Genomic DNA, 26,168 nt, shown 5'->3' on the forward strand with positions numbered 1-26,168 from the left:
CAGTGAGGACCATCCGCATGGAGCGGTCTCTTACTTGAAGTCGACGGTATTGATGACGGCTCGGAATCCGCCGTCGTCCTGGGGAAGCTCAGTCACCCAGAGAATAAGGTTGTCCGTCTCGACGCCATCATCAAGTTTGACCGTGACGTCGCCCGAGTCGAATGTACCTTCGCCCACCTTCTTGGCGTCTTCGGGATCGGAACCATCGAGAATTTCGAAGGACCCGCCCGAGTTCGTCGACTTGACCTTGACCTTCTTCACCGTCGTCTTCTTCTTGAGTTCGAAGTGCAGTCCAACGCCGGATTTCAGGTTGCCGAACGATGCCGAATTGTAGCGGTCGGTACGCCACGATCCCTCAGTATTGGGAATGACGTCTTCGGCTTTGTCGTTGTTCTCCTCATTGTCGCCTTCGGGATCCAATGCCGTGACTGTCTTGATCTTCGGCGGATCTGCCTTGGGCGTCTTGGTTTTCTTGTCCTTGCCATCCCCGGTCTTGGCAGGAGCCGAGGTTTCGGCGACCGTTGAGGACTCGTCGTCGCCCGATGTGAAGTTGAAGACCGCGATCGAGATCACGATGGCGGCGACGACCACCAGGGCAAGGACCAGCCAGGCGAAGGTCTTTCGTGAATTCGCCGGATCGTCATCGGCGTCATTGCCATTGTTCGCAGATCCGCCGGTGGCTGCACCTCCGCCACCGGCACTACCGGCCGTTGCTCCAGCAAAGGCAGACGATTTCTTACCAGAAGTCTTGTTCTTGTCTGCAGATCCGGCAGGTTTGGAAGACCCAGCCGCACCGGCTGCGGCCGCTCCCGCAACAGCGGCACCACCCGCTGCAGCTCCAGACCTGTGCTCTGACTTCTGTTCGGGCGAGACGGCAGGGACGGGTGCAGTGGATCGAGTCGAATCGGTGTTTGAGTCATCGACGGAGGCCGGTGAAAGCCTGCGCACCTGCTTGGGCGGTGTGGCGGCGTTCGCCTCTTGTCGTCTGGAGGTTGAGGCCGCTTCGAGCGCTGCGATGCGTCGGCGTGCTTCGTCTTCCTTGGCCTTGGCAATGCGGCGTTCGCGTTCGTATTCGCGCAGCTGATGCTCGCGCTGCTGCTCATTGGTCTCGAACATTCCGCCGAGGAACCACGACCCGTCATCCTCATCATCCATGATGACGCGGGTGTCATTGTCGTCTTCGGTCTCTTCAACGCTGTCTTCGGAGACGATGTCGAGGGCCTGGGTGTCCGGATCCGAGTCCTGGGCGTCACGATTCATGATCGGAGTTGTCAGGTTCTCGTCATACTCGTGGTCGGCATACGCGGAATACTCCGAGTAGGTCTGCTCCGGCTCCCACTCCTCCCAATCATGGGCGGCGTTGTCGAGTTGGTCCTTGCCGATCGGGAAACTCGACGCCTCCCTCATCTGCATCCGGTCCGCATATTGTCCGGTTGTCTTGCCGACGACGCCGACGGCTAATCCGCGAGTTCCTGGGCGGGTGATGCCGATGCGAACCAGAGCCGCTTTGACCTGGTCGTCGCTGGCGGTGTTTGCAGTGGGTGACCCCATCGACGTTGAGCGTGGGGTGGGCAAGCTCGTTGCTTCGTCGAAGCTGCGCGGCGACTGGTTGAAGACACTGTCGTTGTCGAGCACTGGAGCACGGTTGACGTAGCGCAGGAGCTCCGCATCCCACTCATCCAGGTAGCCCAGCACCTCGGCCACAGAACCTGGTCCCGGATCGGAACCGGCGAGGATTCCGCTGACGAAGTCATCGAGTTCGTTGGAGACCTCTGGATTGAGGGATTTGGCCCTGGCAATGCGGGAATTCTCACGACCCGCTGCAGGTATCCCGTTGAACGGTTCTTCGGAGGGCCAATAGCCGGTGATGGCGGCATAGAAGAGCCGGATGAGACTCAGCGCATCTTCACGAGATGCCTTCGTCGGTGTGTAATCCGCAGGCTGGATCACTCCTGTGCCCAGCGCCAGAGCTGCGTCGATTCCGATGCCGGAGACCAGCACAGTGCCCTTGGTCGTGATCCCCACCGTGTTCGGGCGCAGGAACATGTGGAAGAGGCCGCGTCGGGCAGCGGTGACGAGGACCGTTCCGATCTCTCCGATGAGAGCACGGGCGGCATCGATGGGAAGCGGCGACTTGGGCAGGATTTCGCCCAGTGACGTGACTGCTATGCGTTTGGACACGACATAGTCGAGACCGTTCGAATGTCCGACGTCCAAGGTGGGAGCGATGCGATGATCGCCGAGGATGGAGACCCGTCGCGCAGCCTCGAGCACATCCGTGGATCCATCGGCATCGGCGACGTGGATGAGGACGGGTTCATCGAGGATGGCATCGAGCGCAGTGCACACGGCACCCGCCTGCGGATTATCCTCGAGCCACCGACGGTCGACCGTTGATACGACGTAACGACCGGCAACAACCATGCCGGGTTCGATATCGATCAGGGTGACCACCTCCATAGGGGCTTCGATGCGCAGGCTATTTCCTTAGTTTTCCAGCAACGACGCCAATAATCGAATGCAACTCTCTGACTCTCAGCAAATAACTTGCTCCCAAGAAGACAATGAGCATGAGTGTGCCGACGGCGGCTGTGGAGACGAATGCCTGCCACTGGCCCGACAAGGCGAAGTCAGGGAAGAAGAAGAGAAGCCCGTAACCGGCCATTCCGGCAACCAAGGCTGCTATAAAGAACTTCATATGAGCGGTCAGTATCCCACGGAGATCAATGTCGCCGAGTCGCTTCTTCAGGAGCGAGAACGACAGGATCATGGCGAATAGATAACCCAAACTCATCGCCAGACCGATGATGGCCACTGTGACTGAATTCGGGAAGATCGAGGCTGAGAGCACCGCCAGAGACTGGAAGATCACCTGCGGAAGCTGGATGAGGAACGGTGTCTTCGCGTCTTCGTAGGCGTAGAAGACCCTCTGTGCCAGGTAATTGGCGCTGAAGGGAATGAGACCGAACACCATGGTGGTGATGACGAGCCCCACTGCAGTGGCCTGTTCACGATTGTCGCCTGAAATGACCATCGCCACGGGCGCGGCGAGGACGACGAGAGCAGCCACCGCGAAGGCATTGACGAAGCCGACCATGCGTACACCCATGGAGAAGTCGCCGACGACTGCCTCGGTGTCCTTTTCGGCTGCGTTCCTGCTCAACGAGGTAAAGAGTGCTGTGGCCAGCGATACCGCGATGAGCGAGTGCGGGAGCATGAAGACGAGATAGCCGTAGGAATAGGCGGCGTTGGAGGCGTTGCCCTCACCCGGGACGGAGGCTCCAGCGGCAACACGAGAGATGATGAGGAAGCCGATCTGCCCGATGAGCATGGCCGAGAAGGTCCAGAATGCCACCTTTCCAGCCGTAGCCAGACCGACCCCGCGGAAGCCGAAGGTCGGCCTGTATTTGAAGCCGATGCGCTTCAATGGCCAGATCAGGATGAGCGCCTGAGCGACGACTCCCATTGTGGCCGAACCTGCCAGGAGCGCGATCATATCCGGAGTCCAGGTGCTCAACCCGTGCGGAGTTGCCTTGTCCGTGCCGAAGACCAGGATGAAGATGAGGAGACCCGCAATGGCCACGACATTGTTGAGCACAGGTGCCCACATGTAGGGACCGAAAGATGATTTGGCGTTGAGGACCTGGCCCAGGAGTGTGTAGAGGCCATAGAAGAACAGCTGAGGCAGGCACCAGAAGGCGAAGGCCGTTGCCAAAGCCATCTGTTCAGGACCCCACCCTGAAGAGTAGAGCCACACGAGCAGAGGAGCGGCCAGGGTTGCGATGAGACCGACCGCGGCCAGAATGAGGAATGACAGGGTCAGAAGTCGGTTCGTGTAGTCCTGACCCCCATCTTTCCTCTTCGAGGCTCGCACCAGCTGCGGGACGAGGACGGCATTGACGACACCGCCGGCCAGCAGCATATACAGGGTGTTGGGCACCTTGTTGGCGACATCGAAGGCATCGGCCTGAACTGCGGTGACACCGATCGCCATCGCGAGCAGGAAGGCCTTGACCAGGCCCAATATGCGCGAGGTCAGGGTGCCTGCGGTCATGATGGCCGAGGATTTGGCCAATGATGAAAGCTTGGACAAGCCCTACCTCTTTTCCTGTTCGTCGTTCTTGGCACGAGCCATCGCATCGGCCAGCTGCTGTTCGGGGAGCTTCCTGCGTCCACGGGAGATCGTCTTGATCAAGCCGATCACGAATACGGCGGCCAGTGCCAATCCGACGACGGCCGTGCCGATGTTCTCCCAGTCGGCCCGAACCCTGACGAGCAGTGTTTCGTCCTTCGGCAGGGCGACGTCATCGGTGGCGACCATCTCGATCGTCGTCGGTACGTCGGCGTTGGCCAAGCCTTCGACGGGAACGTCGACGCGCATGGTCTCCTGGGAGGGCACGATGACTGTCTTGGTCGGTTCGGCTCGCAGTTGGGGGGTCTTCGGTTTCATCCGGATGCGCATCTTCGCCTCGGCAGGGGAATCATTGACGATCGTGACTGGGATGGTCGTCTTCTCGCCGGTGACCAACAGCACTGAGGAACCCTTCTCGAGGTAGAGGCTGTTCCTCACCTTCTCACTCGAAGCCTGGGCATCGTCGGCGCAGCTCTTTGCACTGCCCTCCAGGGTCCACGCCACCGAGGTGCAGCTGAGCAGCTCACGGTCCAGCCGTGTATTCGCACTCGGCGGGTCAGAGAACACACTGTTGAACTTCTTCTGCGTCGCCCGGGTTTGGCTGAGGCTCTGCACGGCCTTGGTTCCGATGCTCTTCGGCTTCGTGCCCGTCTGCAGCAGACCGCGGGGCACGACGTCGGTGTCGAGGAGATCATCGATACCGGTCGGATCGACCCACGGTGCGTCTGCGAGGGCCCCGACCGTCTTCTCCCAGTTCGCCGAGGCTGCTGTGCGTGGCATAGGCACCAACAGGTGCCGTGTCCGGTAGGGGGCTTCTGCTTGGATCGCAGCAGTCGTCGCGACCAGTTCTGAGATGCCGGATGCCGGATGCTCAGAGCCGATGATCTGGGCGCTCTGGTGTTCCAAGGCCGAGTCGGTGATCAGGGTGTCGATCGATGACTTCGCATCCGCGGTGATGCGGGTCTTGGAATGGGCGTTGTCGTGAATGCCTGCCAGCGACGGCTGCTGTTTGTTGCTGAGGATCACGGTCTCATCACCCGCCTTGGCGAAATCACCGAGCTGATCGCGTTGCGCGGAGCCGTCGACGGGCCACGCGACGTTGGTCTTTGCCTTCGGCAGGACATCTTTGACGATCTTCCTCTGTTTCTGCGCGAATGTGCCCAGGTTCTTCAGATCGCTGTTCAGCAGTGATGCCTGATCAGGGTCGCCGTAGGGCAAAGCGATGACGGTGTGTTTCTCCGCCTTTTCGAGGAAGTCGCGGTACCAGGTGTCGAGGCGTTTGCGCTGCTCTTCCTGCGCCTTTTCTTCGTCGGCACTGAGCCCATCGGGGCCACCCTGGTCATTGGAGTTCGCATCGGGGTCGGCATCTTGGGCATCGGGCCCTGTGGCAGGTGTTTCAGTGCTCTCTGGCGATGATGTCTTGGTCTCCTCGGGTTCCGATCCGTCATCTTCCGCCGGTGGTTCGGCTACAGCCGATTCGAAGGAGGCGATGATCCGGGGGTCGAGTGCGATGCGCACTCCGGGGGTGTCGAGGATATTCATGATCGCGGTCAGGGAACCGCCCTTGCCGATCGCCTTGTCGAGGTCCTTGGGGTCGATGATGCCGTCAGCGGTGTGAGCCGGAAGCGTGACCGGGGCAAGGATGCTGACCTTGGTCTTGTCGAACTTCGGACTCGGGTACCAGGTGGAGAAGCCGACTTCGGAGGCCACGCGCCCGGTGGCATCATCGAGCTGCACGCTCAGACCGCGCGGGCCCCAAGCCGAGACCGGAGAGGACTTCTGCAGCCCGAGTTGCTCCGCAGGCACGGAGACTGTGAACTCTGAGGAGGACCCGGCCGCGATCTCATCGTCGAACGCGGTGTCCACAGCAGTCATCGGGTCGGATTTCTTGGCTGAGTCCTGTGCCGCCTTCTCAGCTTTCTCAGCCTTCTTGCGGGCATCGGGACCGTTGTCCTTGAGGCCGGCGATCCTGCGGTTCTGGGACTGGTCAGTCTTCCAGTTCTCGATCTGGCGTCCGGAATCGAGCTTCTGCGTGGACATCGCCAGATTCAGATCAGGGTCGGAGATCGCATGATCTGTGGGATTCGTGATTGTTCCGCGCACCTTGAGCGTGCCCTTCTCATCGACCCAGGGCGTGACCTCGTCGAGGGTGATGGAGACCTTGGAGCTCGTGGCGGCGGCCGAGGGACTAGCCCCCATCAGCGGGACAGCGAAAACTGACCCTGCGAGCAGGAAGACTGTGCTCAGCAGGGCGAAGAGGAAACGCATATGACTGATGGGTTTCACTGCTCCAATCGGGCGACCATCGGGCGGGCGGCGGCAACGATGCGACGCTCATTGGCGAATGAGAGCCGGGAGCGCAGATCTTTGAAGGGAATCCACGCAGCGTCGATCGCTTCCTGGTCAGGATCATTATCCACGGTCAACGTCCCGGAACGCGCACGCAGCAGAAAGTGGTGGACGAGTTTATGGACACGTATTCCGGTCACCGTGAACCAGTAGTCGACGGTGCCCAGGGGGCAGATGATCTGTCCGAGGATGCCTGTCTCCTCTTCGATCTCACGTCGAGCCGCCTCGGCGGGGGTCTCGATTCCTTCGAGGTGCCCCTTGGGAAGGCACCACTCGATTCGTCCTGCCCGGTTGATCCGGGCGATCACGGCCACGGTCAGTTCCGGGCGTGTGAAGTCGACGACGATGCCCCCGGCGGAAATCTCCTCTACCGTGGTGCGACGGGACGCTCTCGGTCCCGGCTTGGGCATCGGTGTGGTCATTCTCCTACCTTAGTAGGCGATTCTTGGAAGTGTCGTCGGGCGCGCTCCCGGTAGGCTGGACTCGGCTGTAGATGAGTCGTCTCCGATCGGAACGGCACGGTAGAACACGAAGGAGCTCGGTGGACCCGAAGACCGCGCACGCCCGTCTGTACGACAAACTCGATGAGCTCGAGCACATTCTCGGGCCCCTGGGCACACGCTTCGCCGCGGCTGGATTCGAACTCGCACTCGTCGGCGGATCCGTCCGCGACGCACTGTTGGGCCGTCCGATGCCCGACCTCGACTTCACCACGGATGCGCGCCCCGACGACATCCTCGCCCTCATCTCCGACTGGGTGGACACACACTGGGACATCGGCCGCGAATTCGGGACCATCGGCGCCATCAAGTCCGGTGTGCAGATCGAGATCACCACCTACCGCGCCGAGGCCTACGACCCGGATTCACGGAAGCCGACTGTGAAATTCGGCACAGATCTCGACGCCGACCTCGTCCGTCGTGACTTCACGATCGGCGCGATGGCGATTCGCCTGCCTGCGAAGACCTTCGTCGACCCCCATCAGGGTTTCACCGACCTGATCGAGGGTGTCATCCGGACCCCGGGCACGGCCGCGGATTCTTTCTCCGATGATCCGCTGCGCATGATGCGCGCCGCGCGTTTCACCGCTCAGCTCGGTCTTGATCCTGTCTCCGAGGTGGAAGCGGCGATGCGTGACATGGCCGATCGGATTGCGATCATCTCCGCCGAACGTATCCAGGTGGAGCTGTTCAAGCTCATGACGGGCATCGATCCGGCTGCAGGCATTGATCTGCTGGTGCGCACCGATGTTGCCGATCATGTTCTGCCCGAGGTTGCGGGCCTGCGGTTGGAGACCGATGAACATCACCGCCACAAGGACGTCTACCAGCACTCACTGACCGTGCTGCGCCAGGCTGTCGAGCTCGAAGAGCAGTATGCGGCGAAGCAGCGCGAGGCTGGAATGAGTCCCGATGACCCCAACCGCCTCGTTGTGCCGGACTTCGTCGTCCGGTTCGCGGCGCTGATGCATGATGTCGGCAAACCCGCGACTCGCAGGTTCCTGCCAGGTGGGGCCGTCACCTTCTATCACCACGATGCTGTCGGTGCGAAGCTGACTGCAAAGCGGATGAAGGCGCTGCGCTTCGACAAGGACACGACCAAGGCTGTTGGTCGTCTGGTGGAGCTGCACCTGCGTTTCTACGGCTACGGCGATGCCGGGTGGACCGATTCTGCGGTGCGCCGCTATGTCACCGACGCAGGTCGACTGCTCTCACGTCTGCATATCCTGACCCGGGCAGATGTGACCACCCGGAACAAGAAGAAGGCCGACCGACTCTCTTTCGCCTACGACGATCTGGAACATCGGATCGAGAAGCTGAGCGAACAGGAAGAACTCGCCGCGATTCGTCCCGACCTCGACGGTCGGCAGATCATGGCCATCCTCGACATCAAGCCCTCACCGCTGGTGGGCAAGGCCTACAAGCATCTGCTCGAGGAGCGGATGGAACACGGTCCGCTGGGTCCTGAGCGCGCCGAAGAGGTTCTGCGTCAGTGGTGGGCCGAGAACGGGCCAGCTGAGAATGGGTCGGCCGATTACGGGTCGGCCGAACAGCCCTAGGCACCACCCCGCCTGTTGTGCTCCTCACCTCTACTGATAGCTTCGTTAATCGCGTATGTTTGTGCTCGTCGTCACATGATGTGGCGCGGGCTACGAGGTGAGGAGACCATGATGAACGTGACCGACGAATTCCGGGCAGCCAGAGACAAACTGATCGAACTGCGAAGTGACCACGAAGCCGCTGGTCAGGGCTTCGAATGGCCGCGTTTCGACCACTTCAACTTCGGCATCGACTGGTTCGACAAGGTCGCTGAGGGCAATGACAGCCCCGCGCTGTGGATCGTCGAACAGGATGGTTCCGAGGGCAAATGGAGCTACGCCGAGCTCTCTCGTCGCTCGAATCAGGTGGCGAACTTCCTTCGTCGGGCAGGTGTGAAACGCGGCGACCACGTCATGGTCATGCTCAACAACCAGGTCGAGCTGTGGGAGACCATGCTCGCCGGGATCAAGATGGGCGCGGTCCTCCTGCCCGCGACCACTCAGCTGGGGCCCATCGACCTCAATGATCGGGTCGATCGCGGCAAGGCCGAGTTCGTCGTCGCCGGACCTGAGGATGCCGCGAAGTTCGACGATGTCGAGGCCGAGGTGGTGCGCATCGTCGTCGGTGGCGAGGCAAAACGTCAGCAGGACTACAGCTACGTCGATGCCGATGACGAGGAAGTCAGCTTCGATCCGCAGGGCTCCTCCCGCGCCGACGATCTGCTTCTCCTCTACTTCACCTCGGGCACGACTTCGAAGGCGAAGATGGTCGCGCATTCCCACGTGTCCTACCCCGTCGGCCACCTGTCGACCATGTACTGGATGGGCCTGACTCCCGGCGACGTCCACCTCAACGTGGCATCACCCGGCTGGGCCAAGCACGCCTGGTCGAACATCTTCACCCCGTGGATCGCCGAGTCCTGCGTCTTCCTCTACAACTACACACGCTTCGACGCGAATGCGCTGATGGAGACCATGGACCGGGTGGGTGTCACGAGCTTCTGTGCTCCTCCCACCGTGTGGCGCATGCTCATTCAGGCGGACCTCAGCCATCTCAAAACCCCGCCGACCAAGGCCCTGGGTGCAGGCGAACCCCTCAACCCGGAGGTCATCGACCGGGTCAAGCAGGAGTGGGGCGTGCTCATCCGCGATGGATTCGGTCAGACGGAGACGACTCTGCTGGTCGGCAATTCCCCCGATCAGGAGCTCAAATACGGTTCCATGGGCAAGGTGCTGCCCGGCTATGACGTGGTGCTCATCGATCCTGCGACTGGTGAAGAGGGCAACGAGGGTGAGATCTGCCTTCGCCTCGATCCTCGCCCGATCGGACTGACCAGCGGGTACTGGTCCAATGAGGAGAAGACCGCAGAGGCCTTCGCCGACGGTGTCTATCACACCGGTGACGTGGCCGAGCGCGACGAAGACGGCTACATCACCTACGTCGGGCGTTCCGATGACGTATTCAAGGCCAGCGACTACCGCCTGTCCCCGTTCGAACTCGAGAGTGTGCTCATCGAACACGAGGCCGTCGCCGAGGCGGCTGTGGTCCCTTCGCCGGATCCTGTTCGTCTCGCGGTGCCCAAGGCCTACGTCGTCGTGGCGGGCGGTTTCGAAGCCGATGCTGAGACAGCGCGGTCGATCCTTGCCTACTGCCGCGAACACCTCGCTCCCTACAAGCGAATCCGTCGACTCGAGTTCACCGAACTGCCGAAGACCATCTCCGGCAAGATCCGTCGTGTCGAACTCCGCGCCCGCGAAGACCAGCTCCACCCATTCAGCGGTGAACCTGCCGTCGAAGGCCAGGAGTATGCAGACACGGACTTCGATCTCAAAAGCTGAGGCCATTTTCCCTGCCGGCCAGTGTGCACGGTTCTGTGTTCGTGTGTGCACAGTTCTGTGTTCGGGGTCGCGCCGGCAGGGGGCTGATAGTTGAAAATGTGGCTAAATGTGAGCAATTCGCCACTTGATGTGGTCGATGCCGCGGTCTAACGGTAAAATCCCTGGTGAGAGCGGATATACAACGCTACTGATATGTGCTGGTAGGTAATAAGTGGGGTGAGTGGGCGCTGGATTCAGGGTATTTTCACTCTGTTCCAAAGAATGCGTGCCACACTGAACTTCACGTGTGACCTTATCGAACCTCGTCGCCACGCAATGCGGCAGGCAAACTGACCTGGAGGACCTTGGGTGGCTAAGGGACAAAGACAAGCCAAAACCAGAGGCAAGAAAACAAAGAATATTCTCAACTATCCGCGCACAGGTGTGAGCGGATGGACGCGTTTTCTGCCCAGTATCCGGCTACTCGTCGTGGGCGGGCTCAGCATCATCATCGCTTTGTGCGTGCTGTTCTCCATCGGCTATGCCGTCACAGACGTTCCTGAGCCCAACATCGAGGCCACAGGTCAGACTTCGACCATCTACTACAACGATGGCAAGACTCCCATCGGCCAGTACAAGGTCCAGGATCGCAAGTCGGTGTCGAGCGATGAGATCTCCGAGCCGATGCGCAAGGCTGCCATTGCTGCCGAGGACACGTCGTTCTATGAGAACCGCGGAATCTCGATGAAGGGGCTCTCCCGTGCCGTTGTCGGTGTCGCGACGAACAAATACGCCGGCGGCGGTTCGACGATCACACAGCAATACGTGAAGAACTTCTACCTGACCAATGAACATTCTCTGGACCGCAAGGTCAAGGAGATGTTCATCTCCCTCAAGATCGACCAGCAGCAGAGCAAGGATGACATCCTTGCCAATTACCTGAACACGATCTACCTGGGACGCCGGTCTTACGGCATCGAGGTCGCCAGCCAAAACTACTTCGACAAGTCGGCGAAGGACCTCGATGTCAGCGAATCAGCATTGCTGGCCGCGATGATTCAGCGCCCCGGGGCAGCTGACCCTGCAGACAATCCGGAGGCCTACCAGGACCGATTTGACTACGTTGTGAAGTCGATGACCGACGAAGGCTTCATCACCGAGGAACAGGCCGCCAAGGTCAAGATGCCCAAGGTGAAGGAAGCAAGCAAGGAAGAATCCCTCAAGGGCCAGAAAGGCTACATGTGGGAATACGTGCGTCGCGAGGCCCTGCGCAAGCTCGACATCGACGAGGCTCAGCTGGACCGCGGTGGATACAACATCACCACCACCTTCGACAAAGACCGGATGAAGGAAGCCGAGAAGGCGATCAAGAACCTGCCGCCCGATCAACCCGAGGGCCTGCAGGCAGGTTTGGTCTCGATCAACCCGGACAGCGGTGGAATCGAAGCATTCTACGGCGGTAAGAACTACTTGGATCAGGCGTTCAACGTCTCGACTCAGGGCCACGCCCAGGCCGGTTCGACGTTCAAGCCCTTTGCTCTTGTGGCTGGATTGGAGAACGGCGTGCGGCTGACCGACATGTATCCCGGCAGCCCGACGACCTTCAATGCCGATGGCACCACGTGGACGCCACACAACTTCGGCAATTCCAGCTATGGCCCTGTGAGCTTGCTCAAGGCGACGCAGTCGTCGATCAACACGGCTTATGCAGCGCTCAACATTCAGGTGGGGCCCGATAAGACGGTCGATGTTGCCCAGCGGGCAGGCCTGAGCGGAAACTGCACAGATAAGCAGATGAAGACGGGCGACACCCGGAACTGCACTATCGGTCTGACACCCAACATGTCGAACGTGCTGGGCACACCCAGTGTGAAGGTCGTCGACATGGCCAACGCCTATTCGACTTTCGCCTCGAATGGGGTCAAGCATGACGCTCACGCGATCAAGAAAGTCACTCAGGGCGAGGACGACGAGGAAGTCTTCAAGTCGGAGACCAAGGGCAAGCGCGTCTTCGATAAGGCGGTCGCAGCGGAAACCTCCTATGCACTGAGCCAGGTCATCAACGGCGGCTCGGGCAGTTATGCACAGCAGCTCGGTCGACCTGCAGCCGGTAAGACCGGTACTACCAGTGATAACCAGGCAGCATGGTTCTCGGGTTACACACCGAATCTGGCGACCTCGGTCGTCCTCTACCGAGAGGTCGATGGCAAGTCGGTGTCGATTGGTGCTTACGGCGGACGTGGTCAGGTCACCGGTGGCTCCTTCCCGATCCAGGTATGGACCGAGTACATGAAGGCGGCCCTCCAGGGCGAGAAGGTCGAGCAGTTCCCCGAGCGCGGAGAACTGCCGGACAAGCCGAAGCCCAAGAACACGAATGAGCCGGTCGCCCCTGCTCCGAAGCCGAAGCCCACGTCACCCAGCGGCAGCGACGGCGGAGACGGATCCGAAAAGAAGGCTCCGATCGACAAGCCGAGCGAGAAGCCCAAGGACGACGAGGACAAGGGCAAGGATAAGGACAAGGAGAAGGACTCCGACGGTTCGAAGGATTCGAAGGACGACGGCAAGGATTCCAAGGGCTCCGATGACGGCCGAGAGGATAACGGTTCCTCGAATGATGACGGAAGTTCGAACGACGACGACAAGGGCAACGCCGGATCCGACAACGGAAACGGGTCGGATTCCGGTGACGGAGACAAAGGTGGAAAGGAAGGCGGGTCATCCAAGGATGGTGGGTCAGGCGGCTTGCCGACCAAACTGCCGGAACCTCCTAAGGGCGACGATTAGTAACCTCTAGTCATGCCTAATCAGTCCAGCACCCGGATCGCCGAGCCTCTGCTCGGCGGTCCGGTCGGCATTCATCTCGCGTCAGCGGGCGCACGGTTCCGACGCGGTCAGGCGTACATTTTCGCCGGAATCCTCGGTCTCACGACCTTCCTCGCGCTCGCCCTGCAGGGCCCCTGCATGAGCTCGGGCTACGAACAGCCGTCCGCCTCGGCGAGGATGTGTGCCGGGTCCTTGTCCGCAGCATTCCTCGGGCAGGTCAACCCTGAAGAAGCTCTGGGACGATCCCACGGAGGGATGGCGGGACTGGCGGTACTCGATTCCCGCTTCGTGCAGCTGCTGAAGCTTGTGACCGATGATGTCACCGTGTTCATGGCCATCGTGCTCCTCATCAACGTCATCGCCTTCGCCGCCCTCGGCGTTGCACTTCTGGTCCTGGCCCGACAGCGGGCTTGGCTGGTTGCCGCCTTCGCCTCACCCGTCATTCTCTTCACCCTGGGGTCGACATTGGATCCCGTGGCGCTGGCACTGAGCGTCTGGGCAATGGTCATCTTCGTCGGTTCCTCGCCGTTGACCTCTCGCCCGTGGCTATCCGGGGTTCTGCTCGGACTGGCCGCATTCATCAACCCGCTTGCCCTGCTGGTTCTTCTCGCACTCAGCCTGGCCGGCCCGCGTCCGGCCGGAAGACTGTGCCCACAGGACCCGCGGATGATGCTGGCCACCGCCACAATCACCTCGGCGATTATCCTCGTTCTCGATGGCAGTGCCATCGAACGGATCGTCCACTGGATGGGTGACGCGGTCGACGGCGGATCATTCGCCTCGATCCTGGTCATGGCACGTCTCGGAACCGCCGAGGTGTGGGCACCGGTGTGGATCATCGGCAGCGCGGGCGTCATCGCCGCAATCGCCATCTCGTTGTACATGGTAAGAAGAACGGGGCTCGACCCGGCCGTCGCAGCCTGCCTACTCATCGGCGGCTGCCTGCTGCTGGCCCCCGGGATGATGCCCTGGAACAGCCTCTGGATCCTGCCGTTCTTCGCGCTCACAGTCCGTCGCTGGTGGGTGCTCATCATCTGGGCACTGGCAGAAACGGCCTTCGCCATTGCAATCCACCTCGGCGATGTCAACGCTTACGAATCGGGCAAGGGCCTCGAGCCGACCTTCGTCGCACTTGTGACCCTTCTGCGACTGCTGGCCCTCGTCGCCGTCGTCATCTGTGCTGGTGAGAATCTGTACCGTCGACGGATCCGCGGTCGACTGCGCAGAATAGAGCCACCTCGCCGAGCCATCGGTGACGTTGACGGTGACCAAGCTGCGGTCAGTGGGCAAGAGCACGGGAATCCGACATGACACCACAGGTGCGCGTCCACTAGACTGTGTAGGTCTGTTCCCATTTCACGACCATCGTGGGGGCTGGAACGGACATGCATATACCCTCCTGCCATGGAACGACCATGGCCGTGAAGACCAGAGGAGGTGGGTGGCACATGCGTCATTATGAACTCATGCTCATTCTTGACAACGAGCTCGAAGAGCGGACGTTGGCTGACACCGTGGACAAACTGATCAAGGTTGTCCCGGCTGAAAACGGAACCGTCGACAACGTGGACATCTGGGGACGCAGGCGTTTCGCCTACGACATCCAGAAGAAGTCCGAGGGCTACTACGTCGTGGTTGATTTCCACGCCGAGCCTACAACGACCAAGGAACTCGATCGCCAGCTCGGACTCAACGAGTCCGTCCTGCGCACCAAGATCCTCCGCCCAGACGCCAAGTAATAGCGTCAAGCACCTCGTTTCAAGGAGCAGTCAATGGCAGGCGAAACAGTCATCACGGTCGTCGGGAACCTGACAAGTGATCCCGAACTGCGCTTCACACCTAACGGTGCTGCGGTCGCAAACTTCACCGTGGCTTCGACGCCGCGTATGTTCGACCGTCAGTCCAACGAGTTCAAGGACGGGGAAACCCTGTTCCTTCGCTGCTCGGTGTGGCGTGAGATGGGCGAAAACGTAGCCGAATCCTTGCAACGTGGTACTCGGGTCGTCGTTCAGGGCCGCCTCAAGTCGCGGTCCTTCGAAACCAAAGAGGGCGAAAAGCGCACCGTCATGGAACTGGATGTCGACGAAGTCGGCCCCAGCCTGCGACGCGCCACCGCCCAGGTGACGAAGAACGAACGCAGCGGAGGCGGATTCTCCGGCGGCGGTAACTTCGGCGGACAGCAGCAGGGCGGAGGCGCCCAGCAGGGTGGCTTCTCTCAGCAGCAGTCCTCGGGCTGGGGCAACAACCCGCAGCAGGGCAACCCACAACAGGGTGGCTCGCAGCAGGGTGGTCAGCGCCAGGGTGGTTACGGCCAGGGGAACAACGCACCGGCGAACGACCCGTGGGCATCATCGAGTCCACAGGGCGGCAACGGCGGCTGGGGTAACCCGGGCGCCGATGAGCCACCGTTCTAAACACGTTCAAGACATTTCGTAAATCAGGAGATACTCATGGCCAAGCCAGAGATCCGGAAGCCTATCAAGAAGAAGGCTAATCCGCTCAAAAAGGGCGAAGCGGCGAAGATCCACTACAAGGACACCGCTACGCTCCGTAAGTTCATTTCCGACCGCGGCAAGATCCGTGCTCGTCGCGTCACCGGCGTGACCGTGCAGGAACAGCGCATCATCGCAAAGGCCGTTAAGAACGCCCGCGAGATGGCTCTTCTGCCCTACTCGAGCACTGCTCGCTGATCGGAGGGAGAGAACATGCCTAATCGCAAAGTTATTCTGAACCAGGAAGTTGATGGTCTGGGAGCCGCCGGCGACATCGTCGAGGTTCGCGCCGGATACGCACGTAACCTGCTGCTGCCCCGTGGCTGGGCATCTGCATGGACCGCGGGTGCGGAGAAGCACGTGCTTGCTCTCCGCAAGGCTCGTCAGGCCAAGCAGATCGCTGACCACGATGATGCAGTCAAGGTCAAGGCACAGCTGGAATCCTCCAGCGCACGCATCGAGCTCAAGTCCGGTAAGAACGGTCGCCTCTTCGGCGCCGTGACCCCGGCACTCGTGGCCGAAGCACTGCACACCGCAACCGGACACGATTTCGATCGCCGTCAGGTCGCACTGCCTGCTCACGTCAAGACCTCCGGCAACTACACAGCTACCGTGCGCGTCAACGACGAGATCACCGCGAACGCCAAGTTCGAGGTCGTCGGCAAGGCCTGATGCTTCCGCAGCGAGTCTGGCCGACCCTCGGTCAGCCCAGCTCGTAGTCGAAAGCAGAGCTTAACGTCGAGGGGACACTTTATAGAGTGTCCCCTCGACGTTTTTGTATGCTCTCGACGTTTGGGGGTGCGTGGTGCGTCCTCTAGTGGCCATTTTGCAGGGAGAAGAAGTTCGATCTGAGCGACTCAGATCAAACTTCTTCTCCATCGAAATCCATTGACGCTGAGGATTCTGTTGACCCTAGTCAATACTTGATCGCTTCGGGTGGCGGGAACTCCGTATAGATCTCGTCATCGGCTGGTGCCAGTTCGAGATAGCTGGGGCTGTCGTCGTCGACGAACAGTAGCAGCATGCAACCGTCGACGGTGGCATCGAGGATGATCCGTTCGACGTAGTCGCCGAGTCCGCCAGCGTCATCTCTGTTCTCATCGTCGACTCTGAGCACTGGGCGCATGCCGATCGACGGGCAGTGCCCGCAGTCGCACGGATTAGTCACGACAACCTCGGCGAGGTTCGATTCCCACACCGAGCGCTGTTGAGGCGTGATTGGAGTGGGTGGGTCCCATCCCTGCTTCTGCACGTCCGTGAAGTCCGCGTAGTCGTCTTCGCTGGGTTTCGTGACTGCATGATGAATCACTGCTAAGGCAGTCTCATGCTCTCGTGGCGTCAACGGGCGGTGCATGAGTCCAGGCTACCAAGCAGGCTGTCCCAGCATGAGGCCTCGAACAAGAGTCAGGCTGCGGAACAGTACACACGATGCAACCCATGTACTGTTCCGCAACCTGACGAGCAGTGCGATTGTGCCGAGGGAGAGCACGGCGCCTACTCTCAGTGGGCGTCGCTGTCGGAATTCGTGCTGAGGTCGGTGATCAGGTTGCCGATGAACGATTCGCAGGCCACGATCTGGTCGAGCTCGATGAACTCATCAGGTGCGTGGGCCTGAGCGATGTCGCCAGGGCCGCAGACAACAGTGGGAATGCCCGCGTTGGAGAATAATCCCGCTTCGGTGCCATAGGTGACCTTGTCATCACTGACCACTCCGCCCCACTGACCGGCCAGGGCAACGATGTCCGCGTCAGCAGGAGTCTCGCAGCCGGGAGCAGCAGCCTCAACGGTGAAGTCGACGCGGGTGCTCTCGTTATCTGCGCGCATCATGCGTTCGAGGCGGGCCGCCTCGTCGCGGAATCGTTGGACCAGGGCTTCGCGGTCCACGGAACCCAGCGACCGGAATTCGAACTGCACGCTCGCCTCGGCGGGGATCGTATTGACGGCGATACCTCCGCTGATCGTATTCGCCGTGACCGTGGTGAAGGGCACGACATAGTTCTCATCGAATGGACCCTCGGTGCGGAACTCGGCGGCGACCGCATGGACGAAACTGACGAACTCGGCCGCGTAGGCAATCGAGTTCACGCCTTCTGGAGTCAGCGAAGAATGTGCAGCGACGCCATGAAAGTCGACACGGAAGACGTTCATCGACTTGTGGCCGCGCACCACTCGCATGCTCGAGGGCTCACCGACGACACAGCCGCGTGGGGCCAGGCCCGCCTCGGTGATCTTGTCCACGAGGTCGATCGCACCCACACAGCCGATCTCTTCGTCATAGGAGAAGGCTAGGTGGATGGGTTCCTTGAGTTTTGCGGCCGTCAGCTCAGGCAGTTTGGCGAGGATGACTCCGATGAAGGACTTCATGTCTGCGCTGCCACGGGCGTAGAGCTTGCCGTCCCTGACCTGCGGAGTGAAAGGATCGCTAGACCAGTCCTGACCGTCGACGGGCACGACATCGGTGTGCCCGGACAGGACGATACCGCCTGTGGTCGATCCATCGGCGGCCGGCAGTGTGGCCAGCAGGTTTGACTTGGTGCCTTCGGCATTAGGCACAAGCTGAGATGCGATGCCTGCGGCCTTGAGGCGGTCGACGACATGGTCGATGAGGGGGAGATTCGTGTCCCGGCTCGTGGTGTCGAAGGTGATGAGATCGGTGATCTCGGAAATGGTGGCCTCGGCCGGTTGTGCTGGCACGGCTGCTCCTGACTGTACGGGGGTGAACCGTCCGGTCAGCCTGAAGCGGAAACCTGGTCGGATCCCTCCCGTGCGGGACAGCGGTGACCAGACCCCAACAGACTACGTCCGAAATGTCGATGAGACAGAAATATCTCGTCATCTGGGACTTGCTGTCTATGGGTGCAAGCGATGTAGGACGTGGGTTGAGAGGGATGGCGTCAGCTTGAAGGACTGGCGAGAATGAGCTGCGCCTCGTTGTGAGCGCTGAGTCCGCTGTCTGGGATGACTGCAGCCATCTCGGCGAACAGCTGGTCCCGTTCTGCCGGCTCCATGGTCAACTGAGCTGAGTGGGTGAAGACCATTGACAGCCACGTATCTCGGGAATAGGCCAATGATTCCTCGAATGTCAGCTCCTCGGCATCGAACCCATTGGTCTTAAGTTCACTCAGCACAGGATGTTCCTCGTTTGACCGCTCAGACGATGGTGCGGGAGGTGGTGAGAATCTATTCATTATCAGAGCCAGGGCGCTACCCGTCTCTCCGCTTGCCTGGATATCATTCCAGGCCAGGGCTAGGGCCCCTCGTGGATTGAGAGCCTGTGCGATCTGGGGAAGGGCAATAGCCGGGTCGACCCAATGGAACGATTGTCCGAAGGCGATGATGTCAAAAGTGCGTCCAGCGGGATCCCAATCCTCAAACGTCGATTTCTCGACGACGAGACCCTTTCCCTTGGCGATACCTGCCATCTCCGAGTCGGGCTCAACGGCGAGAACCTCACAGCCTGCTTCCCGCAGCTGAGCAGCCAAGATCCCGGTGCCAGAGCCGACATCGAGCACGCGAGGCCCGTTGGAAGTCGATGAGTCGAGGATCTCCCGCACTAAGGCCTCAGGATATTGCGGGCGAAAGGCATCGTAGTTCTGAGCAACCTGACCGAAGGACTCTGCCCGCTGGCGCTGTTCGTAATATGCCATGAAGTGAGCCTAGCGGGGCGCAGCTCAATTCAGAGGGAGAAGAACCTCGATCTGAGCGTGCGAAATCGGGGTTCTGTTACCTGCAAATCGCTTGGTACCCCCAAGAATTGCTGCGCGCCCCCACGAATCGCTATGAATCCGTGGGCTAACTCGTGGAGCTGGCTGAGTCGGTTGCCGGGTACGTGACGTTTTCGTCCTTATCGACAACGGCTGCGGCGCTGAGTTCAGCGGCAGTCGTCTGGTTCTTGCCCATGATGTGGCTGACTGAGAAGTCGTGGGCGAGTAGGTTGTCGGCGATGATGCGCCGATGACAGCGCCACCACACCGCCTCAGAGCACATGAGGACGCAACGACTCTTCGCGCCCCATCCGAGCAGCTGGTCGAAGTCGTGACGGAACTCCTCGGTCAGGGTGTGATCGGCATAGTTGTGGAAGCTGCGGTTCTTCCACCATCCGTTGACGTCGAAGTCGATGTCATGATTCACCGGGCGTCTGCCTGTCAGCCCCTCGAGGCGCCGGAGTCTGATGCCCGCCTCGGCCAGGTCATCGACGAGGGTATCCGCATTGAACTGGGGAAACTTGTTCGATCCGGGCAGCTTGCGGACGTCGACGACCACCTCGGCGGAATTCTCGGTCAGGAGTTCGATGAATTCCTCGAGGGAATGAGTCGAATGCCCGATGGTGAAGAACCGTGGATCAACCGGTTGCGAATCGGTCACTTCTTGCTGATCCGGTGGAGCGAACTGCCCTTGTGAGCGGCGATGTGATCGCTCTTGATCTCGTACTGCGGCTCGTCCTTCGACGCCCGACGATTGTGGCCCTTGTACTCGAAATCAGAAGTGTGGACCTTCGTGATCGTGCCCGAGACCTCGCCGGCCTCCGAATTCCAACCCACGTGATCGCCGACAGAGAAGTTCTCCGCCATGTTATCCTCCCCAAAATCGTCGAATGCTCTTCTCCCCATACAAGCATGTTGGGGGGCGAGGATGTCAGGGTGCGGAGTCCGCGACTCAGGTTCTCAGGCTCAGCACAGCCTGCCGATGACCATCTTGGGCAGGGACTTCGCTAAAGTCGATGACAGGTGACAAGGGGGAAACGATGTCGATCGAAAAAGCACCATCTGTGCCGCGCTTCGGCGGTCCGAGCGAACTGACGCCGGAGGATCAGGAACGGGCGCGGGGTCTGCGCAAGATGCGGACGCTGGCACTGTCACTGCTCATCCTCGCCACCCTCATCTTCCTTATCACCCACATCTTCACCGACAACACCGGAGTCTGGGGATTCGTCTCCCGCGCTTCTGAGGCCGCGATGATCGGTGCGATCGCCGATTGGTTCGCCGTCACCGCGCTCTTCCGTCACCCGCTGGGTCTGCACATTCCTCACACAGCGATCATTCCGCGCAAGAAGGACACCTTGGGCGCGAGCATGTCCGCGTTCGTCGCCGCGAATTTCCTCCACGCCGAGGCGGTGTCGACGAAGATCCGATCCGCCCAAGTCTCCCACCGCGCCGGTGAGTGGCTGAGCAGGTCCGCCAACCGTGACCTCGTCGTCGACCGTGCCGCCGGTGGACTCGAATATGTGCTGGCCCGCATCGATGACGATTCCGTGGTAACCCTGACCAGGAATGTCATCATTCCGCGCCTGGTCGCGACCCGCAAGACTCCGGTGTTGGCCCAGTTTCTGCGCCAGATCGTCCTTGACGGGGCGCACCATAAACTTGTCGACCTCATCGTCGCCGAGGCGTACTCCTGGTTGAGTGACAATCCGCAGGTCATCGATGAGATCGTTCACAATCGGGCACCTTCCTGGATCCCCGAATTCGTCAACGAGCAGCTCTCCAACCGACTTCAGCGCGAGGTGCTCGGCTGGGTCGCCGACGTCCGCGACAACGAATACCACAAGGCGCGTCAGGCCCTCGATTCCTGGCTCGTCGATCTCTCCGACGACCTGAACTCGGATACTCCGCTGTCGGAGAAGGCCGAAGTCATCATCAACGACCTGCTCAGCCAGTCCGGGGTCGTCGACTCGGTGCTCGAGATCTGGAGCAGCCTCAAACAGCTCCTGCGTCAGGCCATCATCGATCCGAACGGTGAGGTGCGGGGACGGATCTCAGAACTCATCGGAGAGTTCGCCCAGCGGTTGCAGGCTGACTCGGAGTTTGCCGCCAAGATCGACGACCGGATCGCCACCACAGCTGGAGACCTGGCCGAGAGCTTCGGCCCCGAAATCGCCAGCGTCATCTCAGACACCATCGAACGCTGGGATGCGAAGGAAGCCGCCGAGAGGATCGAACTCTACGTGGGCAAAGACCTGCAGTACATCCGGATCAACGGAACCGTGATCGGCGCCCTGGTCGGACTTCTCATCCACACGATCATTGTGCTGCTGCCTGGGTGAGGGCCTTTGCCGGCTTGAAAGCCGGACGTTCGATCTGAGCGCCGGATGGACAGCTTGAGGGCTGGTCGATCAGTTCGAGGCTGAGTCCACGGGTGCGCACAGCGCAGGAAGCAGGCTTCTCACCTGAGCTCTGATCCAGTCGACCGCACCCGATCGATCGGCGAGGAAATCGCGCAGAGTGCTCTCGAAGATGCCGTCGAACATCGAGTAAGCGGCGCGTGATTCGACCAATGGGCGGCCGTCACTGAGCTCTGCATAGCGGGAGACCACACGCCAGATCATGTCCTCGAGACCACGATCGATGTCATGCACATCGTCGCGAAGCACCTCCTGGAACATGCTCTGGGAGCGCAGGTCGTACCAGAGACGGTGCATTGACGGCTCTTCCGTCAGTGTCTGCACCAACTTGTCGGCGAATCCGGTGAGCAAACCCGCCGACGTGGTGGACTCCTGAACTACCGAGTCGTAGCGGTGCATGCACTGAGTCTTGTAATGCTTGACGCAGAAGACGATGAGTTCGGTCTTGTCGCGGAAATAGTAATGAACCACGCCGTGGCTGAATTCGGAGTTCGCTGCGATGTCGCGCAAGCTCGTCCGCGCATAGCCGAGCTCGCCGAGGGTCCGCAACGCGGATTCCGCGAGCGCTATTCGACGCTCGTCGTAACTGCCCGTGCCCCTCCTGCTGCGGGCAGCCTTCTGCTGAGTCTGGGTGCTTGCCACATCTCAATACTAGCCGCAGTCCATTTCTTGATCAATGGTCTGGACAGTTGGTCTTGACAGTTGTCAAGCTTGAATGTGACGCTTGTCTCGTCGCTTAAATCGCAGGCAAAGGAGCCGAAAATGTCACCGTACGATCTCACCGGGCGCAGAGCTTTGGTCACAGGTGGAGCGCAGGGCCTCGGCGAGTCATACGCTCGCGCCCTCTCTGCGGCAGGAGCCACAGTCGCCATCGCCGATCTGCAGGACCGAGGCGCCGAAGTCGCCTCGGAACTGGGCGAAGGCCATCACTTCGTCAGACTCGATGTGACAGACGATTCCTCATGGCAGGCGGCGATCGACTCAACGGTCGCGGCACTGGGTGGGTTGGACATCGTCGTCAACAATGCCGGACTGGAGATCACCAGCCTGATCACGGACATCAACCCTGATGACGCCAAGAAGATGCTCAACGTCAATGTGCTCGGCACGGTTCTCGGTCTCAAGCACGGTTTGCGTGCGATGCGCCCAGGCGGGCCGGCGGAAGGCGGAGGAACGATCATCAACGTCGCCTCCGTGGCGGCGACGATCGCCTTTCCCGGGATCTCTGTCTATTCCGCGACGAAGTCGGCAATCGACCGGTTGACCAGAGTGGCGGCAATGGAGAGCGGAAAGCTGGGATACGGAGTCCGAGTCAACTGCATCTTCCCCGGCCTGGTTCCCAACGCGATGGGTGCAGGACTGGCCAATGACGTATCGGAACTCGGGCTCTTCGAAAGTCCAGAGGCCGCTGTCGCCGCTGTTGTTGAGTTGACCCCGTCCGGACGTCTGGGAGAGGAGAAGGACATCACCGATGCGCTGATGTTCCTGGCCTCCGACGAGTCACGATTCGTCAATGGAGCCGCCCTGCAGGTCGACGGCGGCATGGGCATGTGATGTCCGCACGCAGCTGATCATCCGGGACACATCCGACCACAATCCGCACCACGCTGACCATCATCCGCACATCTGAACACTATTCGCGAGAAGGAGACACTGATGTCCGAGCAGAAGAAGCCCGTCGTCGTATACGGGGCAAGCGGCTACACAGGACGAATCGTCTGTGAGTATCTGCGCCAATACGGTGTGCCGTTCATCGCCGCCGGACGCAGCGAAAAACGCCTGCAGGAATCGATGAACACCAACGTTCCCGGGATCGAGACCGCTGACTATGAGGTCAAGGCCGTCGACAACGAGGTCGGAGCTCTCACCGAATTGTTCTCCGGCGCCGAGGTTGTCATCAACACTGTCGGCCCGTTCAGCAAGTACGGCCCCATGGTCGTCGAAGCCGCCTTGGCTGCGGGAGCCCACTACTCCGACACCTCGGGAGAGCAGGACTGGCTGATCACCTGCGAGGAGCAGTTCGGTCAGCAGTTCGCAGAGAAGAACCGTCTGCTCTCACCGGGTCTGGCGCAGATGTACACGATCGGAGAGATCGCGGCCAACCTGTGTCTCGAGAAGCCCGGTCTGGACACCTTGGACATCGCCGTATTCTGGGGCGGGAGCCCGACGATCGCCTCGACGCAGACGATCCTCGTCAATGCCGCGACCTCCAAGGCGTACTACCTCGAACGCAATGCCTACAGCGAGTTCGACCCCAACGAGGGGCTGGTTCCGCTTGTCGTTCCCGGTCAGCATGAGCTCGCACAGTCCCTTCCCTGGGGCGGAACGAGCCACCCGGTCTGGTTCAAGAACGACCCGCGGGTTGCCAACGTCAAGGCCCAGGGCGGCGTGTTCAACACGGCGCTGATGAGGGGTGTGCCGGTCATCGTGGCCAATGCGCTCGAACAGACCAAGGACATGTCCGATGCCGAACGCGACAAGGTGCTCACCGAGACCGCGGCTCAGGTGATGAGTGAGATGCCACCGAGAGAGAACCCGCTGGTGAACAAGTCACTGGACTCGGTCCATGCCAGTGGGCCCCTGGGGCGTGCCCACTGTGTCATCCACGGCAACAGCAACTATCAGCAGACCGGACTGCTCCAAGCCTACTTCGCTTACCACCTGACCCAGCAGGCACCTCGGCGTGTCGGCTTTGCTTCCGGATGTCAGGCATTCGGTCACGAAGCACTCCTCGGCGTGCTGCGGGAGTTCGGGCTGGTCGCCGAACCGGTGCTCACGGTCCAGAGCTGACAGACTGAAACCGACGCGAAGGAACGCAGATCATGAGACTCTCCGACTACCTCGACAAGGGTGCCTCCATCGACCCGCAGGCACCGTGCCTGACCACTGATGGAGTGTCGCGCAGCTACGAACAGGTGCAGTCGCTGTCTGCAGAGATCGCGGCAGGGCTTGCTGCCAGGCGAGTGAAACCTGGAGACAAGGTCGCCATCATCTCGAGTAATGATCCGACGGCCTTCACCTGTGTCTTCGGCATCTCTAGGATCGGTGCCGTGTGGTGTCCGATCAATCCTCGTAACGAGGCCCAGGAGAATCGTGAGCTACTGGAGCTCTCGGACTGCACGGTCGTGATCTTCGCGAGCGCCTACACGCAATTGGTCGACAGCATCCGCGCGGATCTGCCGATGATCCATACCTGGGTGTGCCTGGATGCCGAGCCCGAAGGAGCCCTCGGGTGGGAAGAGTTCCTCACCGCTGGAGACAACCGGCAAACTTCGGGCACACCCGTGGGCGATCTGGCGATGGTCGTCGGCACAGGGGGCACTACCGGTCGTCCCAAGGGAGTGATGTTGTCGAATCAGAATCTTGAGACGATGACCGCGCTCACCCTGATGTCCTATCCATTCACGAAGAAGCCCGTGTACCTGGCGATGGCACCGCTGACACACGCGGCCGGAGTTCTGTGCTTTCCTATCCTCTCGCTTGGCGGGCAGATCGTCATCATGCGCGGTGCCGACGTTGGAGCGTTCCTGGCCCATGTCGAAGAGCATGGAGTCACGCATTCGTTCCTGCCGCCGACGATCGTCTACATGATCCTCGCCGAGGCGGGGCTGGATTCCACAGATCTCAGTTCCCTCGAATGCCTGTGGTACGGGGCTGCCCCTATGTCTCCGGTGCGGTTAGAAGAGGCGATTGCGAGGATCGGTCCGGTCATGGCTCAGCTGTTCGGCCAGACTGAAGCGCCCATGATGATTTCGACGATGTCACCGCGAGAACATTTCCTGCCCGACGGGGCCCTGGCCAAGGACCGGTTGAGTTCGGCCGGGCGAGCCTCCCCGCTGTGCACCGTGGAAGTGATGTCTCCAGACGGCGAGATCCTGCCCAGAGGGCAACGCGGAGAGATCGTCGTTCGGGGATCCCTCGTCATGGAGGGCTACTACAAGAACCCCGACGCGACCGAGGAGGCGACGCGATTCGGATGGCATCATACCGGCGACATCGGCTATCTCGATGAAGAGAACTACCTCTACGTCGTCGATCGTGCCAAGGACATGATCATCACCGGCGGGTTCAACGTCTACTCCACCGAAGTGGAGCAGGCCCTGCTCTCCCACCCCGAGGTCCAGGACTGCGCTGTCATCGGTCTGCCCGATGAACATTGGGGCGAGATGGTCACCGCCGTGGTTCAGCTTCGCCCAGGTGGTGCGGTGACGACGGAGGAGCTGCGGGGGCACGTCAAAGCCCGGATCGGCAGCATCAAGACCCCGAAGCGCATCGATGCCTGGAGCGATCTGCCCAGGTCGAAGGTGGGCAAGGTCCTCAAGGTCGAGATCCGCAAGGCGTTGCTGAAGGACGAGACATCGATGTGAAATCGTGAACTAGGTGTGAAGCCGTGTG

22 protein-coding genes are annotated in these 26,168 nt (G+C 60.7%); 12 read left to right on the plus strand and 10 right to left on the minus strand.

The genetic code is table 11. The features are described from left to right. Positions 1–30: 30 nt before the first annotated feature. From INT29_RS05755 to INT29_RS05770, 4 genes are read right to left on the minus strand one after another with little or no spacing between them, the layout of a single operon-like run. A complete protein-coding gene (locus INT29_RS05755; RefSeq protein ID WP_193071025.1) occupies positions 31–2,454 on the minus strand; it encodes a virulence factor MviN in 2,424 nt (807 codons plus the stop codon). Between the two features lie 25 nt (positions 2,455–2,479). After that, the gene (gene murJ / locus INT29_RS05760; protein ID WP_193071026.1) at positions 2,480–4,093 is read right to left on the minus strand and encodes a murein biosynthesis integral membrane protein MurJ; all 1,614 of its coding nucleotides are present in this window, start codon (positions 4,091–4,093) and stop codon (positions 2,480–2,482) included. 3 nt (positions 4,094–4,096) lie between these two features. Then, entirely contained in the window at positions 4,097–6,418 is a 2,322-nt protein-coding gene (locus INT29_RS05765; protein ID WP_193071027.1) for a DUF6049 family protein, read from the minus strand. Beyond that, on the minus strand, positions 6,415–6,903 hold the full coding sequence (locus tag INT29_RS05770; RefSeq protein ID WP_101572282.1) for an NUDIX domain-containing protein: 489 nt from the start codon (positions 6,901–6,903) through the stop codon (positions 6,415–6,417). The genes INT29_RS05765 and INT29_RS05770 overlap by 4 nt, the downstream gene beginning before the upstream one ends. Positions 6,904–7,022: 119 nt before the next feature. On the opposite strand from INT29_RS05770, the gene INT29_RS05775 reads away from it, so the two are divergent. The 8 genes from INT29_RS05775 (at position 7,023) to rplI (ending at position 16,324) form a co-directional block, all read left to right on the plus strand. Then, on the plus strand, positions 7,023–8,540 hold the full coding sequence (locus tag INT29_RS05775; protein WP_193071028.1) for a CCA tRNA nucleotidyltransferase: 1,518 nt from the start codon (positions 7,023–7,025) through the stop codon (positions 8,538–8,540). Between the two features lie 111 nt (positions 8,541–8,651). Beyond that, positions 8,652–10,358 (plus strand): AMP-binding protein, encoded by a 1,707-nt coding sequence (locus tag INT29_RS05780; RefSeq protein WP_101572278.1) that lies wholly within the window; start codon positions 8,652–8,654, stop codon positions 10,356–10,358. 423 nt (positions 10,359–10,781) lie between these two features. Continuing rightward, positions 10,782–13,121: a transglycosylase domain-containing protein gene (locus INT29_RS05785; RefSeq protein WP_319020845.1), complete on the plus strand. Its 2,340-nt coding sequence runs from the start codon at positions 10,782–10,784 to the stop codon at positions 13,119–13,121. A 12-nt stretch (positions 13,122–13,133) separates the two neighbouring features. Further along, the gene (locus INT29_RS05790; RefSeq protein ID WP_193071032.1) at positions 13,134–14,471 is read left to right on the plus strand and encodes a hypothetical protein; all 1,338 of its coding nucleotides are present in this window, start codon (positions 13,134–13,136) and stop codon (positions 14,469–14,471) included. Positions 14,472–14,608: 137 nt separating this feature from the next. After that, complete coding sequence (gene rpsF / locus INT29_RS05795) at positions 14,609–14,899, plus strand: 30S ribosomal protein S6 (protein WP_101572358.1); 291 nt, start codon at positions 14,609–14,611, stop codon at positions 14,897–14,899. Positions 14,900–14,932: 33 nt separating this feature from the next. After that, a complete protein-coding gene (locus INT29_RS05800) occupies positions 14,933–15,574 on the plus strand; it encodes a single-stranded DNA-binding protein (RefSeq protein ID WP_101572274.1) in 642 nt (213 codons plus the stop codon). Positions 15,575–15,610: 36 nt separating this feature from the next. Beyond that, positions 15,611–15,850, plus strand: a complete 240-nt coding sequence (rpsR, locus tag INT29_RS05805) for a 30S ribosomal protein S18 (protein ID WP_101572272.1) — start codon at positions 15,611–15,613, stop codon at positions 15,848–15,850. Between the two features lie 15 nt (positions 15,851–15,865). Continuing rightward, positions 15,866–16,324 carry a 50S ribosomal protein L9 gene (gene rplI / locus INT29_RS05810; protein ID WP_193071033.1) on the plus strand — a complete coding sequence of 153 codons (459 nt, stop codon included), beginning with the start codon at positions 15,866–15,868 and terminating at the stop codon, positions 16,322–16,324. Between the two features lie 244 nt (positions 16,325–16,568). On the opposite strand, the gene INT29_RS05815 is transcribed toward rplI, so the two are convergent. The 5 genes from INT29_RS05815 to INT29_RS05835 all read right to left on the minus strand — a co-directional run bounded on the left by INT29_RS05815 (position 16,569) and on the right by INT29_RS05835 (position 20,223). Then, entirely contained in the window at positions 16,569–16,961 is a 393-nt protein-coding gene (locus tag INT29_RS05815; protein ID WP_193071035.1) for a hypothetical protein, read from the minus strand. A gap of 191 nt (positions 16,962–17,152) precedes the next feature. Beyond that, the gene (argE, locus tag INT29_RS05820) at positions 17,153–18,346 is read right to left on the minus strand and encodes an acetylornithine deacetylase (protein ID WP_193071036.1); all 1,194 of its coding nucleotides are present in this window, start codon (positions 18,344–18,346) and stop codon (positions 17,153–17,155) included. A gap of 200 nt (positions 18,347–18,546) precedes the next feature. Then, complete coding sequence (locus INT29_RS05825; RefSeq protein WP_193071037.1) at positions 18,547–19,299, minus strand: class I SAM-dependent methyltransferase; 753 nt, start codon at positions 19,297–19,299, stop codon at positions 18,547–18,549. Positions 19,300–19,444: 145 nt separating this feature from the next. After that, the gene (locus INT29_RS05830) at positions 19,445–20,017 is read right to left on the minus strand and encodes a DUF488 family protein (RefSeq protein WP_193071038.1); all 573 of its coding nucleotides are present in this window, start codon (positions 20,015–20,017) and stop codon (positions 19,445–19,447) included. Beyond that, positions 20,014–20,223, minus strand: a complete 210-nt coding sequence (locus INT29_RS05835; RefSeq protein WP_193071039.1) for a DUF2945 domain-containing protein — start codon at positions 20,221–20,223, stop codon at positions 20,014–20,016. Before INT29_RS05835 ends, INT29_RS05830 begins: the two co-directional genes overlap by 4 nt. A 173-nt stretch (positions 20,224–20,396) precedes the next feature. Here INT29_RS05835 and INT29_RS05840 point away from each other — a divergent pair, with 173 nt between their 5' ends. After that, the gene (locus INT29_RS05840) at positions 20,397–21,695 is read left to right on the plus strand and encodes a DUF445 domain-containing protein (RefSeq protein WP_193071040.1); all 1,299 of its coding nucleotides are present in this window, start codon (positions 20,397–20,399) and stop codon (positions 21,693–21,695) included. A gap of 69 nt (positions 21,696–21,764) precedes the next feature. Here the strand turns inward: INT29_RS05840 and INT29_RS05845 are convergent, their stop codons facing one another. Continuing rightward, positions 21,765–22,415: a TetR/AcrR family transcriptional regulator gene (locus INT29_RS05845; RefSeq protein ID WP_193071041.1), complete on the minus strand. Its 651-nt coding sequence runs from the start codon at positions 22,413–22,415 to the stop codon at positions 21,765–21,767. Positions 22,416–22,535: 120 nt separating this feature from the next. On the opposite strand from INT29_RS05845, the gene INT29_RS05850 reads away from it, so the two are divergent. The 3 genes from INT29_RS05850 to INT29_RS05860 all read left to right on the plus strand — a co-directional run bounded on the left by INT29_RS05850 (position 22,536) and on the right by INT29_RS05860 (position 26,140). Continuing rightward, positions 22,536–23,327 carry an SDR family NAD(P)-dependent oxidoreductase gene (locus INT29_RS05850; protein ID WP_193071043.1) on the plus strand — a complete coding sequence of 264 codons (792 nt, stop codon included), beginning with the start codon at positions 22,536–22,538 and terminating at the stop codon, positions 23,325–23,327. Between the two features lie 102 nt (positions 23,328–23,429). Continuing rightward, the gene (locus tag INT29_RS05855) at positions 23,430–24,563 is read left to right on the plus strand and encodes a DUF5938 domain-containing protein (RefSeq protein WP_101572255.1); all 1,134 of its coding nucleotides are present in this window, start codon (positions 23,430–23,432) and stop codon (positions 24,561–24,563) included. Positions 24,564–24,595: 32 nt separating this feature from the next. Continuing rightward, a complete protein-coding gene (locus INT29_RS05860) occupies positions 24,596–26,140 on the plus strand; it encodes an AMP-binding protein (protein WP_193071044.1) in 1,545 nt (514 codons plus the stop codon). Positions 26,141–26,168 lie beyond the last annotated feature (28 nt).

Origin of the sequence: Brevibacterium sp. FME37 (genome assembly GCF_014897485.1) — a bacterium.
In the GTDB taxonomy this organism is placed as follows: domain Bacteria; phylum Actinomycetota; class Actinomycetes; order Actinomycetales; family Brevibacteriaceae; genus Brevibacterium.